This window comes from Xanthomonas hydrangeae (assembly GCF_032697525.1).
Taxonomy (GTDB): domain Bacteria; phylum Pseudomonadota; class Gammaproteobacteria; order Xanthomonadales; family Xanthomonadaceae; genus Xanthomonas; species Xanthomonas hydrangeae.
The window spans coordinates 4969702-4982480 of record NZ_CP103836.1; the positions used below are offsets into that span (position 1 = coordinate 4969702).

Below are 12779 nucleotides of genomic sequence, written 5' to 3' on the forward strand. Positions count from 1 at the left end.
CCATGTCTGCCGTCCTCGCCCGCCCCGACCCCACCGACGCTGCCGCGCGCATCCGTGCGCTTGCGCGCGAGGCCGGCTTTCAACGTTGCGGCATCACCGGCATCGAGCTGGGCGAAGACGAGGTACATCTGCGCAGCTGGCTGGAAGAAGGCCTGTACGGGACCATGCATTGGATGGCCCAGCACGGCGACAAGCGTTCGCGCCCGCAGGAGCTGGTGCCCGGCACCCTGCGGGTGTTGTCGGTGGGCATGGACTACGGCCGCAAGGACGATACTGAAGCCTGGAACACCTTGCACGACGGGCGCCGCGCCTATGTGGCGCGGTATGCGCTGGGGCGCGATTACCACAAGCTGATGCGCAACCGGCTGCAGAAACTGGCCGAGCGCATCCAGGGCGAAGTCGGCGCGTTCGGCTATCGCGTATTCGTCGATTCCGCACCGGTGCTGGAGCGCGCATTGGCGCGCAACGCCGGGCTGGGCTGGATCGGCAAGCACACCTGCCTGATCGATCGCAATGGCGGCTCGTGGTTCTTCCTGGGCGAGATCTACCTCGATCTGCCGTTGCCCATCGACACCCCGGCCACCGCACATTGCGGCACCTGCACGCGCTGCATCGACATCTGCCCGACCCAGGCCATCATCGCCCCGTACCGGCTGGATGCGCGCCGCTGCATCGCCTATCTCACCATCGAACACGATGGCGCAATCCCTGAGCAGATGCGCAAGCCGATCGGCAACCGCATCTTCGGCTGCGACGACTGCCAGCTGGTCTGCCCCTGGAACAAGTTCGCCCAGCGCACCGACGAAGCCGATTTTCGCGCCCGCAACGACCTGGATGTAGCGACGTTGCCGCAGCTGTTCGCGTGGAACACGGACGAGTTCCTGCGCCGCACCGAGGGCAGCCCGATCCGCCGCAGCGGCCACGAACGCTGGCTGCGCAATATCGCAGTGGGGCTGGGCAATGCGCCCGGCACGCCGGAGGTGTTGGCGGCACTGGAAGCCCGTCGCAACGACGATTCGGAACTGGTACGCGAACACGTGGGTTGGGCGCTGGCGCAACACGGCCTGTGAGCGTCCGCATGATGCACTCACACATGCGCATCGCCGCTACGGGATAATGCCGCGATGGCCGACCGCAACGAACAGATCCTCACCCCCAGCCAGCTCAACACGCTGGCGCGCGATCTGCTGGAAGGCAGCTTCCCGCTGGTCTGGGTGGAAGCAGAGCTGAGCAGCGTCACGCGCCCATCTTCGGGCCATCTGTATTTCACGCTCAAGGACGCACGTGCGCAGATCCGTTGCGCGATGTTCAAGCCCAAGAGCACCTGGCTGAAGTTCCAGCCACGCGAAGGCCTGCGCGTGCTCGCGCGCGGACGTCTCACCCTGTACGAGGCGCGCGGCGACTACCAGCTGGTGCTCGACCACATGGAAGAAGCAGGCGAAGGCGCCCTGCGCCGCGCCTTCGACGAGCTGCGCGCACGCCTGGCCGCCGAAGGTTTGTTCGATGCCGAGCGCAAGCAGCCGTTGCCGGCGCATGTGCGGCGGTTGGCGGTGATTACCTCACCCAGCGGCGCAGCAGTGCGTGATGTGCTCAGCGTGCTGGCGCGACGTTTCCCGCTGCTGGAAGTGGACCTGCTGCCCTCGCTGGTGCAGGGCGACAGCGCCGCCGCGCAGATCACCTCGCTACTGCAGCGCGCAGACGCCTCCGGGCGCTACGACGTCATTCTGATTACCCGCGGCGGCGGCTCACTGGAAGATCTGTGGGCGTTCAACGACGAGCGCCTGGCCCGCGCAATTGCCGCCGCGCAGACACCGGTGGTGTCGGCGGTTGGCCACGAGACCGACTTCAGCCTGAGCGACTTCGTTGCCGATGTGCGTGCGCCTACGCCCTCGGTGGCCGCCGAGTTGCTGGTGCCCGATCAACGCGAGCTGGTCGCCCGCGTGCGGCGTGCACATGCGCGCATGGCCCAGCTGCAACAACACGTGCTGGGCACCGCGATGCAGCGCGCCGATCGGCTTGCATTGCTTCTGCGTGCGCACAGCCCGCAGGCGCGGTTGCAACTGCTGCACCGCCGCCAGGAAGATGCCGGCCGCCAGTTGCGTGCACGCATGACCCAGGTACTGGAGCGGCTGCAGGCACGTGTGCAACGTGGGCAGGCACGCCTGCATGCGCACAACCCGCAACGCGATCTGGCCAACTTGCAGCAGCGCCTGCAGGCCTTGCATCCGCAGGCAGCCATGCAGCGACGTTTGCAACACGATCAACTGCGGCTGCGTGGTCTTGCGCGCTCGCTGGAAGCGGTCAGCCCGCTGGCCACGGTGGCGCGCGGCTACGCCATCGTGACCCGCCCCACCGATGGCAGCGTGGTGCGCAGCGCTGGCGAAGTAAGCCCCGGCGAGCACCTGCGTGCGCAGCTGGCCGATGGCAGCATCGAGGTGCTGGTCGAATCCAGCGACGGCTTAAGAGTGGCTAACAAACCCGCTTGAGCGCTGTCTCGACATGTCGATCAGTCGAGGGCGCGGTGCCCTCACCGCTCGCGGGACACGCCGCAAGTACCTCCATGTAGGCTCGGTGGCGGCATCCATGCCGCCACACGGTCCCGCAATCGGTGAGGACACCGCACCAGACAGTTTGCTGGCTACTTTGTTGAAAGCCATGCACACCGACCATCGCGACTGGTCCTTGCCCGCCCACCGTCGCGGGACCTTACGCGGCATGGATGCCGCGTAAGAGCTTACAAGGACGTACTTGCAGCGTGTCCCGCGATGGTGGGCGGGCAAGGGCCCTGCAGCCAACTTACAGATCAGCCGCTCTGCAAGTGATGTATCGAGGTATTCGACCACTCCAGGACAAACGAGAATTCGCGTCGTAGCGTCGTCGAGATGCAATCAAATGCACGGTTCAAAAAGTTCAGCGCATCGAGGGCGCAATGCCATCACCGCTCGTGGGGCACGCCGTGAATCAGCCCATGAAGAATCCTTGGAGGCATCCCTGCCGCCAAGGGTCCCACAAGCGGCGAGGACATCGCACCTGGCAACTCGATCGTGTGCTGTTCTGTTGGTCGCGTCGCCCCTCAACCACGGTGGGGCGCGAACGTCTGCACCGCATGCTGCCAGCCTTGCAGCAACACGCCGGCCAGCACCGCAGGATCATGGTCGAAGTGATGACCACCCGGGCGCGCAACCACCTCGACACCGCGTGCGCGTAACTCAGGGCACAGCGTGTCCTTTTCCTGATTGCCGTAGATGCATTGCAGGCGATGCGCGTCCAGCGACTGGATCGCCGGTTCCACATCGCGCTCGGCATCGTTGTGCCACCCCAGCCAGCCGCCGACGCGCACCTTGAAATCGGCCTGGTGACCAAGGCCGAGCAAGCTGACGAATTGCACCGAGGCACGCTGCTGCGGCGACAGCTCAGGATAGGCGAACGGCAACACGTCGGCGCCGAACGAGTAGCCCACCAAGGCGACGTGTTGGATATGCCAGCGCTGCCGATAGGTTGCGATCACCCGATCCAGATCCGCCCCGACCTGCTGCGGCGTGCGGCTGCCCCAGAAGTAGCGCAGGCTGTTCCAGCCCACCACCGACACGCCCTGCTGCTGCAACTGCGCGGCGATGCCTTTGTCCAGCTCGCGCCAACCACCATCGCCGGACAGCATCACCACCAGGCGGTCGCTGCCGGGCGCATGCAGTTCCACCAACGGCAGATCGCCCACGCCTTGCGCCTGCGCTGCCTGGAAATGGCCAAGGGTTGCGGCGGCAATCTGCATCGGCTTGGCGTCGTCGACCAGATCATCAAGAAAGCCCTGATTCGCATCGGGCACATCGCGTGAGCAGGCCAGGCCGACATCGCTGGTGCCGCCATCGGCAACAACCGCGCCCCCGAGCACGTCCGGCGCCGCTGAGGCCATCGCCTGGCGTGCCAGCACCGCACCATCGCCCTGCCCCACCAGCACCGGCGGCAGGAACGCATCCACGTGCTCGGCGCGCAGCAACTTCTTGCCCAGCCGCTCGGCATCGTCGGCCAGCGAGCTGCAGGCGGCGCGGTGAGACCGCACACGTTCGCGGTAGCTGGCGGTATCGATCACCGCGACCAACGCGCCGTCGTTGCTCAACATCTCGGCAAGCCGCTGGCCGTCCTGGGGATGGCCGCTGTCGGGCAACAGCACCACCATCGCCTTGGGCGTGCCCTCGGGGCGCACCACTTCGACCGATCCGTAATGCCCGGCAGTATTTCCATCCTGGAGATGCCGCGCTACCGCGTAGCCGCTGCCACCGATCAGCAGCACTGCGATCACCCAACGAAACAAACGGATTCCCCAGTTCATCGCAGCCATCCTTCAGAAGTGCTGGCACTGCAGACCGCAGCGAACGCCAGTGGGTTCCGGAGCGGTTCGGAGGCTGTTCGCTGGGGTTAAGCCTGCACACCGGGGACAGGTGGACATCCGTGAACAACACCGGACCGGTGCTCATCGGGAAACTACATCCGGCGCGCGGCAATCGCACCCCGACCGGCGCCAAAAACGTCGATCTGCGCTGCTGCGATCACACCCTTGGCGGCGACAGGCATGCCGCCCGGACCGCCGCCCTAGATGCCGCGCGCCACGCGGAAACCGATGCGCGCGCTGGTGCTGTCGGAGTCCTGCGACTGCCGCCAGGCCGCGCGCGTCTGCTGCGGGGAATTGGCCCAGCTGCCGCCGCGGATCATGCGCTGCCGGCAACCGGGGTTGAACCACGCGGCACCGTCGGCCGGCGCGCGCCGGTAGCTGGCATGCCAGCAGTCGGCCACCCACTCGCTCAGATTGCCGCCCATGTCGTGCAGGCCCCAGGCATTGGCGCGAAAGCTGCCCACCGGCGCCGGCCCCCAGAAACCGTCGCCATAGCCGACGAAGCCGTTGTTCCAGTGCCGGCCACTGCGCGAGACATCGTTGCCGCCGGTGAAATTGCCCGCATCCAGCGGCGGCGAGCCGGCATTGCCCCACGGATAACGCCCGGTGGTGCCGGCGCGCACCGCGTATTCGAACTCGGCCTCGCTGGGCACGTGGTAATGGCGGCCGGTCTGTTCCGACAACCAGCTCGCATAGGCTTCGGCGTCGCGGATGCTGACGTGCATCACCGGGCTGTTGGGCGCGGCCTGCGCGCCGTTGTAGTCCGATTGCCAATCCACCCCGCTGCGGCGGATGAAGTTGCCGCTGCGCTCGTCGTACACCACCGAGTGACCACGTCGGGTGGCACGCGGGCGGGCGCCGGTCGCCTCAATGAATTGACGAAACTCGGCGACGGTCACTTCGGTGATCGACAGCGCAAAACCCCGAGCGAAGCGCACGTAATGCGCGGGGCGCTCGTTGTCGGACGCCCCTGGCTCGGCGTCGCCTGCGCCCATCTGGAACGCGCCATGCGGCACCACGATCATCTGCGGACCGCGCCCGCCGACCTTGAGCCCATCGGTGAACACCTGCCCGGGGCGAAAACTGCCGTAATGGGTGGCCAGTTCCAGCCGACGGCGCAGATCGCCGGCCACCGGGTCGCCCGGGTCGGCGATGCGCAACACTTCGGCCAATTTTTCGCCTGCCGGCTTTAGCCCCCGCGGCGAGTTCAGATCGTGCAGGCCGGCATCGTGCAAAGCGGCGATCTGTGCGTGGCGCATGCGCTCCACGCGTGCCCGTGCATCGGCAATGGTCGGCGCGCGCTCGCGCACCTGCCCGGCCATCTGCAACCAGTAACGCGCAGCGATGAAATCGCCTGCCTCGGCAGCCTGCTCGGCACGTGCCAGCAAGCCGCTTTCCACGGCCGCAAGTCCCTGCCGCGTGCGTGGGTTGTCGGGGTCCAGCCGGGCCGCATCGCGAAAATTCACCAGCGCGCCATTGCCGTCTTCGCCCAGCCGCTCACCGCGCAGATCTTCTTCGCCGGCACGGTTGAAGCCGAGCACGCGCTGCGCGGTCTCGACCGCACTCTGCAGCGCGCGCACCTTGGGATCCTGCGGCGCCAGCGCCAGGGCCACGATGGCCAGCTCACGCGCCTGTTCGAGCGCATCGTCCTGGCGCTCGGTCTGTTCGATCAAGTCCTCGCCGCGCTCGATCAACCGGCGCCGCGCCTGCTCCAGCCCGCGACGGCTGGCCGCATCCTTGCCGTCGGCACGTTGCTGGATCGCCAGATACAACGGGATCGCATCGTCGGCACTGCGAAACAGTCGATCTTCCTGCAAGGCCTTGTCGGCACGCTTGCGCGCCTGCGCCAAAGGTTCGTTGCCCAGGTCCACTGCCGGCGGTTGCCATTGCGCCACGGTCTCGGCGGATTCTTCGCCACTGATCGAGACATTCGGCTTGCTCGGCACCGCAGCCGCGGCTGCAGGTTGTGGCGCAGCGGCAGGCGCTGGCGTGGGTGCACGCGAACAGGCGCACAGGCTTAGCGCGACCAGTCCCCACGCTGCCATCCGGTTACCGCACTCACCCACCACCTGCTCCTTCCAGTGCTCTGCCGCACGACAGGCGATCGCGACGTTAGGCTATTCTGCGCGTTCTGCGCAAACCCTCGCTGTCGACGGAAATCACGTGCCCCATTGGATCACCCACCCCTCCGAGCTGACGCAACGCCTGCACGCAGCGCGTCCGTCCCGCATTGGCCTGGACACCGAATTCATTCGCGAACGCACCTACTGGCCGCAACTGGCGCTGGTGCAGATGGCCATCGGCGAGGAGATCCTGCTGATCGACCCGCTGATTCCGGGCATGAACGCGGCGCTCGGGGAGTGGTTGACCGCCACCGATATCGTCAAGGTGATGCACAGCGCCAGCGAAGATCTGGTCACCTTCAAATGCGCCTGCGGGGTGTTGCCGCGGCCGTTGTTCGATACCCAGATCGCCGCTGCGCTGGCCGGTGTCGGCGGTGGCATGGGCTATCAGAAGCTGGTGCAGGAAGTGACCGGCACCTTGCTGACCAAGGGCGAGACGCGCTCGGACTGGATGCGCCGCCCGCTCTCGCCCGCACAGCTGGAATACGCCGCCGACGATGTGCGCTATCTGTTTGCAATCCATGACGAACTCAGCCGCCGTCTGACCGAGCAGGACCGCCTGGGCTGGCTGGCCGAAGATGCCGAGCGCCTGCTCGCCACGGTGGAGCACGACGATGGCGAGCGTTGGCCGCATGTGAGCCTGCGCACTGCGCAATTCTTGGAACCTGCCGCGCAGCGTCGGTTGCTGCGGCTGCTGCGCTGGCGCGACCTGCAGGCGCGTCAGAGCGACCGCCCGCGCAGCTGGATCCTGGACAACGAACTGGCCAGCCAGCTGGCGCGTTTTCCGCCCGACGATTTGGATGCACTGCTGCGCCAGTTCGACAAGTTTCCCAAGGCGCCGCGCAAACTCGCCGCCGCAGTGTGGGACGCGCTCAACACACCGCTGCCGGACGAAGACCACGCGCCGCTGGCGCAGGCGGCCACCGACGGCAGCAAGGCCGTGCTCAAGCGCCTGCAGGACGCGGTGGCCCAGCGCAGCCGCGAACTGGGCCTGCCGGACGGCATCCTGGCCTCGCGTCGACATCTGGAGAGCCTGATCGAACAACACAGCTGGCCTGCCCCGCTCGGCCAATGGCGCCGCGAGGTGCTGGAGGCGCAAGTGCTGCCGCTGCTGGATGACGCCACCGCGCAGTGATCGCAATCATCGCGCTGCCCGCTGCTGTATCGTAACGGCCGGGTTTGCTGCACATCCAGACGCTGGGCAGCCCCCGTGACCCCACCGAAAAAACCGGCCACACAGGCCCCGTGACAGGCTTTTTCACGGCATGTGCGAGCCCCGAACACGCAGCGGCCGCCCCCGGGCCGCATGCCATAATGACGCGCGCCCTCCGGGCGGCGTCTCCACTACTTTTATTCCGAGGCCATACCTCTGTGAGCAATACCACTTCGAAACTGGATTCCATCGCACAAGCCAAAGCCAAGCTGCTGGAGGAACTGCAGAAGCTGGAAGAACAGGAAAAGACCGAGCGCGCCAGCGAGGCATCTTCTGCACATGCCACCATCGTCTCGCTGCTCGAACAGTTCGCCGGCCACTTCAACACCAAGCAGCGCAACGATATCGCCGGCTACCTGGGCACCAGCACCGCACGCAAGGAAGTGGTCAAGAGCGGCCGTAGCGAAGTCAAGCCGAAGTACGAACTGCCACACACCGGCGAAACCTGGTCCGGACGCGGCCGCACCCCCAAGGCCTTTGCTGCATGGGAAGGCTCGGTGTCGTACAAGGAATGGAAGGCCAAGAACCCGGACCTCAAGTTCCCGCTGATCGGCGAGTGATTGCAGCGCGTCATTGATCCGGATCGCATCCTTGACGGTGCGGTCCGACACCGCAAGCCAGCGCTTGGCGAACCGCGCGGCATATGGTTAGAATCCAAAGCACGTGGGGCGGTAGCTCAGCTGGGAGAGCGTCGCGTTCGCATCGCGAAGGTCGAGGGTTCGATCCCCTTCCGCTCCACCATTGTTTTTCAAAGAATCCTCGGGAACCACTGGTTGCCGGGGATTTTTTGTTTGTCGCGGGCTTGGCGGCATTCGGGTTACTCACTCGGCGTCGAGCTGGACTTTTGAGCGTGCGCAGCCGTGACAACGCAACCATGCCGCCAGGATCACACCGCGCGCGCTAACGTCCGTTTCTTCATTCACCCTGGACACGCACGCCATGAGCAACGAGCAGAAACAGCCCGACAACGTCACAGAGAATCAGCATGGCGCTGCCGAAAGCCAGCAGGACCGTCAGCACGATGAGGCGGCCAAGCAGCGCCCGGGCCAGAAGGACTTGCAGATAGACAAAGAAAACAACCGCCGTCCGCACGGCAACGCCGGTCAGGGCGAGTGATGCCACTGCGATGTCCGCACGCAGTCAGCCGGGACTAAGAGCGGCTAGCAAAACTATTGTGCGGCCGCCAGGCGCGCGCGGTCGGTGCTCGGAATCGGCATGTACCACTCGTACACTCCGGCTCCTGCGCGCCGTCCACGCCTACCTGACGACCGCTCGCTCCGTTTTGTTAGCCGCTCTAAAATGGCGCGATGCGTACGTGCAGTGGCTCCTGTGGCAAGATCTAGGCACGCGCTCGCCGCCAGGGTGGCTGGCGCGCTGGTTCCAACAGTCAGGCGATGGCTCGGTCGTACCAGCCATCGCCGCGCTCCCACCTTGTCTTTCATCGCCTGACGGCGCCCTGTTCCGGTGGTCCTTTGCATGCAGAATCCCGACGCGCCCGCGTTGAGCCTGATCCACGCGACACTGTTGCCCGGCGGCATCAATGCGACCTTCGGCGCGCGCATGCCGGCCAATGAAGACGATCGCCTGGCCGCGCTGCACGATTACCAGATCCTGGATACCGCGCCCGAGCCCAGCTACGACGAATTCACTGCGATCGCTGCGGCAGTGTGCCGGACGCCGATGGCGCTGATTTCGCTGATCGACACGCAACGCCAGTGGTTCAAATCCAGGATCGGCATGCAGCCGCGCGAAACGCCGCGCGATCTGTCGTTCTGCGCGCACGCCATTCTCGAACCCGATCAGGTGATGGAAGTCGGCGACACCCATCTGGACGCGCGTTTTGTCGACAATGCACTGGTCACCGGCGAACCGCAGATCCGCTTCTATGCAGGTGCCCCGCTGCTGACCTCCGACGGTATCGCGCTGGGGACGCTATGCGTGCTGGATCGCACGCCGCGGCGCCTGTCGGTGGCCGAACGCGACGCACTGAAGGCGCTGGCGCGGCAAGTCGTCACTACCATCGAGTTGCGCCACGCAGCCAAGCTGGTCGAGCTGGACGCGCTGCGCGACGAGCTCACCGGCTTGTGGAATCGCGCCGGTCTGGAGCGCGCAGTGCACGCGCTTGCAGACACGCCGAGTGCTTCGCCTGAGCCATCGCTCGGCTTTCTGCTGATCGATCTGGATGGTTTCAAACGGCAGAAATTGCAGGCCGGCGCGGCTGCGGCGGATGCAACACTGGTCAAGGCCGCAAGAATCATCGAAGCACAGCTGCCGCCTACCGCAAGTGTGGCCCGATTGAATTCGGATCAGCTGTGTGTGGCATTGCAGTCGACGTCGGCGCAGGTCGCTGTGGAAACCGCCGAACGGATCCGCGCGGCAATCGAAACGACCACCTGGCCGAATGCTCCGTTGACGGTCAGCATCGGGCTGGTGGATGCACCCGCCTGCGATTTGCACGACACCAACGCCTTACTGGCGCGCGCGCGGCATGCATTGCAGATCGCGGTACGCAGCGGGCGCAACCGCGTGCATCGCTTCGCTGGTTGGTACCTGCAGGATTGATTGGTAGCGCTCGCCAGATGCCTGGTTCAGGCGTCTGACAAGGCTGCAGCTCAGGCGGCCAGTGCATCGGCAGTGCCGGCAATCTCCTCGACATGCAGCACCTGCTCCATCTCCAGCAACACCACAAAGCGCTCGCCCACCTTGCCCATGCCGCGCAGCAGGTCGCGGCGGATATGCGTGCCGAATGAGGGCGCCGCTTCGATGTCCTGATCGGCCAGTTCGATCACCGCGTTGACCGCATCGACCAGCACCCCGATCACCTGCGGTCCCTGCGCCTGTTCGGTGGCCAGGATCACGATGCAGCTGCGTTTACCGATCGCGCTGTCGGCACGCCCCAGCCGCGACTGCAGATCCACCACCGGCACCACCGCACCGCGCAGATTGATCACCCCGCGCACGCAGGCCGGCATCGACGGCACCGGCGTGGGGGCGCGGTACTGGATGATTTCGCGAATGCCAAGAATGCTGATCGCAAAGGTTTCGCCATCCAGTTGAAAGGTCAGGTACTGGGCCGCCGCATCGGCGTCGCCAGGCATCACATCGGGGGTCTGTGCAGTCATCGATCGGTCTCTCAGAAGCGGGCGAACTGGCCTTCGTCCGGGCCCTCGGACATGGCGTAGGCAGGCGCTGCAGTGCTGCGCCAACCACGTGCAGCTGCGGCGCGTGCCGGACGTGCGGCGACCGCCTTGCCACGCTTGGGCGGCGTACTCGCAGGCCCCTGCCCGCCCAGGCGGAAGAACGCCATGCTCTGCTGCAGTTGTTCGGCCTGCGCGCTCATCTCTTCGGCAGTGGCGGCCAGTTCTTCGGACGCGCTGGCGTTCTGCTGGGTGGTCTGACTGAGCTGCACCACCGCCGAGTTGATCTGACTGACGCCGGAGGATTGCTCTTCGGAAGCGGCGGAAATCTCCTGCACCAAATCCGAGGTGCGCTTGATGCTGGGCACGATGGTGTCGAGCAGACGGCCGGCACGATCGGCCAGTTCGACGCTGGAACTGGCCACCTCGCCGATCTCCTGCGCGGCCACCTGGCTGCGTTCGGCCAGCTTGCGCACCTCGGCGGCGACCACCGCAAAGCCCTTGCCATGCTCGCCGGCGCGCGCCGCCTCGATCGCCGCATTGAGCGCGAGCAGATTGGTCTGGTACGCAATGTCGTCGATGATGCCGATCTTCTGCGCGATCTGCTTCATCGCCTGGGTGGTGGCGACCACCGCTTCGCCGCCTTCGATGGTTTCCTTGGCGGCCTGCGTGGCCATGCCGTCGGTGATGCGGGCATTTTCAGTGTTCTGGCTGATCGATGCGGTCATCTGTTCCAGCGAGGCGCTGGTCTCTTCCACACCGGCCGCCTGTTCGCTGGCGGCCTGCGACAGGCTCTGCGCGGTGGCGCTGACTTCTTCCGACGCGCTGGCCAGGGTCTCGGCACTGGTGTTGACCTCGCCGACCACCTGCGACAGCTTCTGCACCATCGTGCGCATCGCTTCGAGCAACTGCGCGGTCTCGTCACGGCCGTGCACATCGATGCGCATGGTCAGGTCGCCTTCTGACAGCCCGTTGGCCACCGCCACTGCACGGCGGATCGGGCCGGTGACGCTACGGCTGATCACCACGCCGAGAATCGCGCCGAGCAGCACGCCGCCACAGATGATGGCGATCAGCAACTGAGAGCTGCGCGCGTGGATGCTGCCGGCTTCGGCATTGGCCGAGGCGGCGCTGCGCTCGCGCAGGCCGCTCAGATCGGTCATCAAGGTATCGACCTCATCCGAGCTGGCACGCACCGCACGCGACAGCTCGGCCAGTTCCGGGTTGGCGTCGCGCAAGGCTTCGCGGTTGGCCGCATCGATGAAGCGGCCGCGCTCTTCCAGGTATTTCTGCCAGGCGCGATCGAACTGCGCCAGCTTGTTCCTGCCTTCCTCGGTCTGGAAACTGGAGCGCGCGCGCGTCATGTAATCGACCACCTTGGCGGTGTACTTGTCGATGTTCTGCACGTGCGACTGACGCTCTTCGGCGCTGCTGGCCAGCAGCAGATTGGCGCGTGCGCGGCCGGCGTAGATGAGGTTGATGTTGGCCTCTTTGACGTTTGACAAGCCCAGCAGCTCGCGCTCGTACAGCGAGGTCGACAGGTCGCTGATACGACCGGAGTTGGAATAGCCCACCCACCCGATGCATGCGCCGATCGCCGAGACGATCAGGAACGCCACGATCAGCCTGGTTCCGATTCTGAAGTTGCCTAACATTGGGGAGTTCTCATAAGGATGGTGCGTGTGCGACCTGCAGTGCAGGGTCGCCCGGTGGCGTGATGCGGGCCGCTCACTGCGATGCGGCTTGTCTAACCAATCGCTAATGGCTATCGGCGACGCCAAAACGCGCTTGAGATGAAAACCGCAACTGAATGCGCATTCACGTCATTGGATATGCGCTTTTGTGACCGGTCATGCGCTAGCAAGGCCCGGCATTCGGAAAATTCCTACCCTGGATTCGTTCTTTGTCCGGGACAGTCC

At 65.7% G+C, this 12779-nt stretch carries 10 protein-coding genes, 1 tRNA gene and 1 other RNA gene; 8 read left to right on the top strand and 4 right to left on the bottom strand.

Going from position 1 to position 12779, the window contains the following annotated elements; genetic code table 11:
* Nucleotides 1–2 precede the first annotated feature (2 nt).
* On the top strand, nucleotides 3–1070 hold the full coding sequence (gene queG, locus NYR97_RS21020) for a tRNA epoxyqueuosine(34) reductase QueG (protein ID WP_316695586.1): 1068 nt from the start codon (nucleotides 3–5) through the stop codon (nucleotides 1068–1070).
* A gap of 54 nt (nucleotides 1071–1124) precedes the next feature.
* The gene (gene xseA, locus NYR97_RS21025; protein WP_316695588.1) at nucleotides 1125–2486 is read left to right on the top strand and encodes an exodeoxyribonuclease VII large subunit; all 1362 of its coding nucleotides are present in this window, start codon (nucleotides 1125–1127) and stop codon (nucleotides 2484–2486) included.
* 587 nt (nucleotides 2487–3073) lie between these two features.
* On the opposite strand, the gene NYR97_RS21030 is transcribed toward xseA, so the two are convergent.
* Together NYR97_RS21030 and NYR97_RS21035 are read right to left on the bottom strand one after the other, a co-directional pair.
* The gene (locus NYR97_RS21030) at nucleotides 3074–4327 is read right to left on the bottom strand and encodes a virulence factor family protein (RefSeq protein ID WP_316695589.1); all 1254 of its coding nucleotides are present in this window, start codon (nucleotides 4325–4327) and stop codon (nucleotides 3074–3076) included.
* Nucleotides 4328–4587: 260 nt separating this feature from the next.
* On the bottom strand, nucleotides 4588–6432 hold the full coding sequence (locus NYR97_RS21035) for an SUMF1/EgtB/PvdO family nonheme iron enzyme (RefSeq protein WP_316695590.1): 1845 nt from the start codon (nucleotides 6430–6432) through the stop codon (nucleotides 4588–4590).
* 118 nt (nucleotides 6433–6550) lie between these two features.
* Here NYR97_RS21035 and rnd point away from each other — a divergent pair, with 118 nt between their 5' ends.
* The 6 genes from rnd (at nucleotide 6551) to NYR97_RS21065 (ending at nucleotide 10285) form a co-directional block, all read left to right on the top strand.
* Nucleotides 6551–7645 carry a ribonuclease D gene (gene rnd, locus NYR97_RS21040; RefSeq protein WP_316695591.1) on the top strand — a complete coding sequence of 365 codons (1095 nt, stop codon included), beginning with the start codon at nucleotides 6551–6553 and terminating at the stop codon, nucleotides 7643–7645.
* Between the two features lie 236 nt (nucleotides 7646–7881).
* Nucleotides 7882–8283: an H-NS family nucleoid-associated regulatory protein gene (locus tag NYR97_RS21045; protein ID WP_205394511.1), complete on the top strand. Its 402-nt coding sequence runs from the start codon at nucleotides 7882–7884 to the stop codon at nucleotides 8281–8283.
* Between the two features lie 105 nt (nucleotides 8284–8388).
* Nucleotides 8389–8464 (top strand) — tRNA-Ala (locus tag NYR97_RS21050).
* 198 nt (nucleotides 8465–8662) lie between these two features.
* The gene (locus tag NYR97_RS21055) at nucleotides 8663–8839 is read left to right on the top strand and encodes a hypothetical protein (protein WP_006453239.1); all 177 of its coding nucleotides are present in this window, start codon (nucleotides 8663–8665) and stop codon (nucleotides 8837–8839) included.
* Nucleotides 8840–8938: 99 nt separating this feature from the next.
* Nucleotides 8939–9014, top strand: a non-coding RNA gene (locus NYR97_RS21060) — sX9 sRNA.
* A 185-nt stretch (nucleotides 9015–9199) separates the two neighbouring features.
* Nucleotides 9200–10285, top strand: a complete 1086-nt coding sequence (locus tag NYR97_RS21065; RefSeq protein WP_316695594.1) for a sensor domain-containing diguanylate cyclase — start codon at nucleotides 9200–9202, stop codon at nucleotides 10283–10285.
* A 50-nt stretch (nucleotides 10286–10335) separates the two neighbouring features.
* Here NYR97_RS21065 and NYR97_RS21070 read toward each other — a convergent pair whose 3' ends face one another.
* Together NYR97_RS21070 and NYR97_RS21075 are read right to left on the bottom strand one after the other, a co-directional pair.
* Nucleotides 10336–10845 carry a chemotaxis protein CheW gene (locus NYR97_RS21070; RefSeq protein ID WP_210763316.1) on the bottom strand — a complete coding sequence of 170 codons (510 nt, stop codon included), beginning with the start codon at nucleotides 10843–10845 and terminating at the stop codon, nucleotides 10336–10338.
* Nucleotides 10846–10856: 11 nt separating this feature from the next.
* Nucleotides 10857–12515: a methyl-accepting chemotaxis protein gene (locus tag NYR97_RS21075; protein WP_210763315.1), complete on the bottom strand. Its 1659-nt coding sequence runs from the start codon at nucleotides 12513–12515 to the stop codon at nucleotides 10857–10859.
* Between the last annotated feature and the right edge of the window lie 264 nt (nucleotides 12516–12779).

What these genes read in the sequence shown, in the direction of transcription:
- queG (WP_316695586.1), top strand. Translation starts at nt 3, where the DNA reads ATGTCTGCCGTCCTCGCCCGCCCCGACCCCACCGACGCTGCCGCGCGC.
- xseA (WP_316695588.1), top strand. Translation starts at nt 1,125, where the DNA reads ATGGCCGACCGCAACGAACAGATCCTCACCCCCAGCCAGCTCAACACG.
- NYR97_RS21030 (WP_316695589.1), bottom strand. Translation starts at nt 4,327, where the DNA reads ATGAACTGGGGAATCCGTTTGTTTCGTTGGGTGATCGCAGTGCTGCTG.
- NYR97_RS21035 (WP_316695590.1), bottom strand. Translation starts at nt 6,432, where the DNA reads ATGGCAGCGTGGGGACTGGTCGCGCTAAGCCTGTGCGCCTGTTCGCGT.
- NYR97_RS21055 (WP_006453239.1), top strand. Translation starts at nt 8,663, where the DNA reads ATGAGCAACGAGCAGAAACAGCCCGACAACGTCACAGAGAATCAGCAT.
- NYR97_RS21065 (WP_316695594.1), top strand. Translation starts at nt 9,200, where the DNA reads ATGCAGAATCCCGACGCGCCCGCGTTGAGCCTGATCCACGCGACACTG.
- NYR97_RS21070 (WP_210763316.1), bottom strand. Translation starts at nt 10,845, where the DNA reads ATGACTGCACAGACCCCCGATGTGATGCCTGGCGACGCCGATGCGGCG.
- NYR97_RS21075 (WP_210763315.1), bottom strand. Translation starts at nt 12,515, where the DNA reads ATGTTAGGCAACTTCAGAATCGGAACCAGGCTGATCGTGGCGTTCCTG.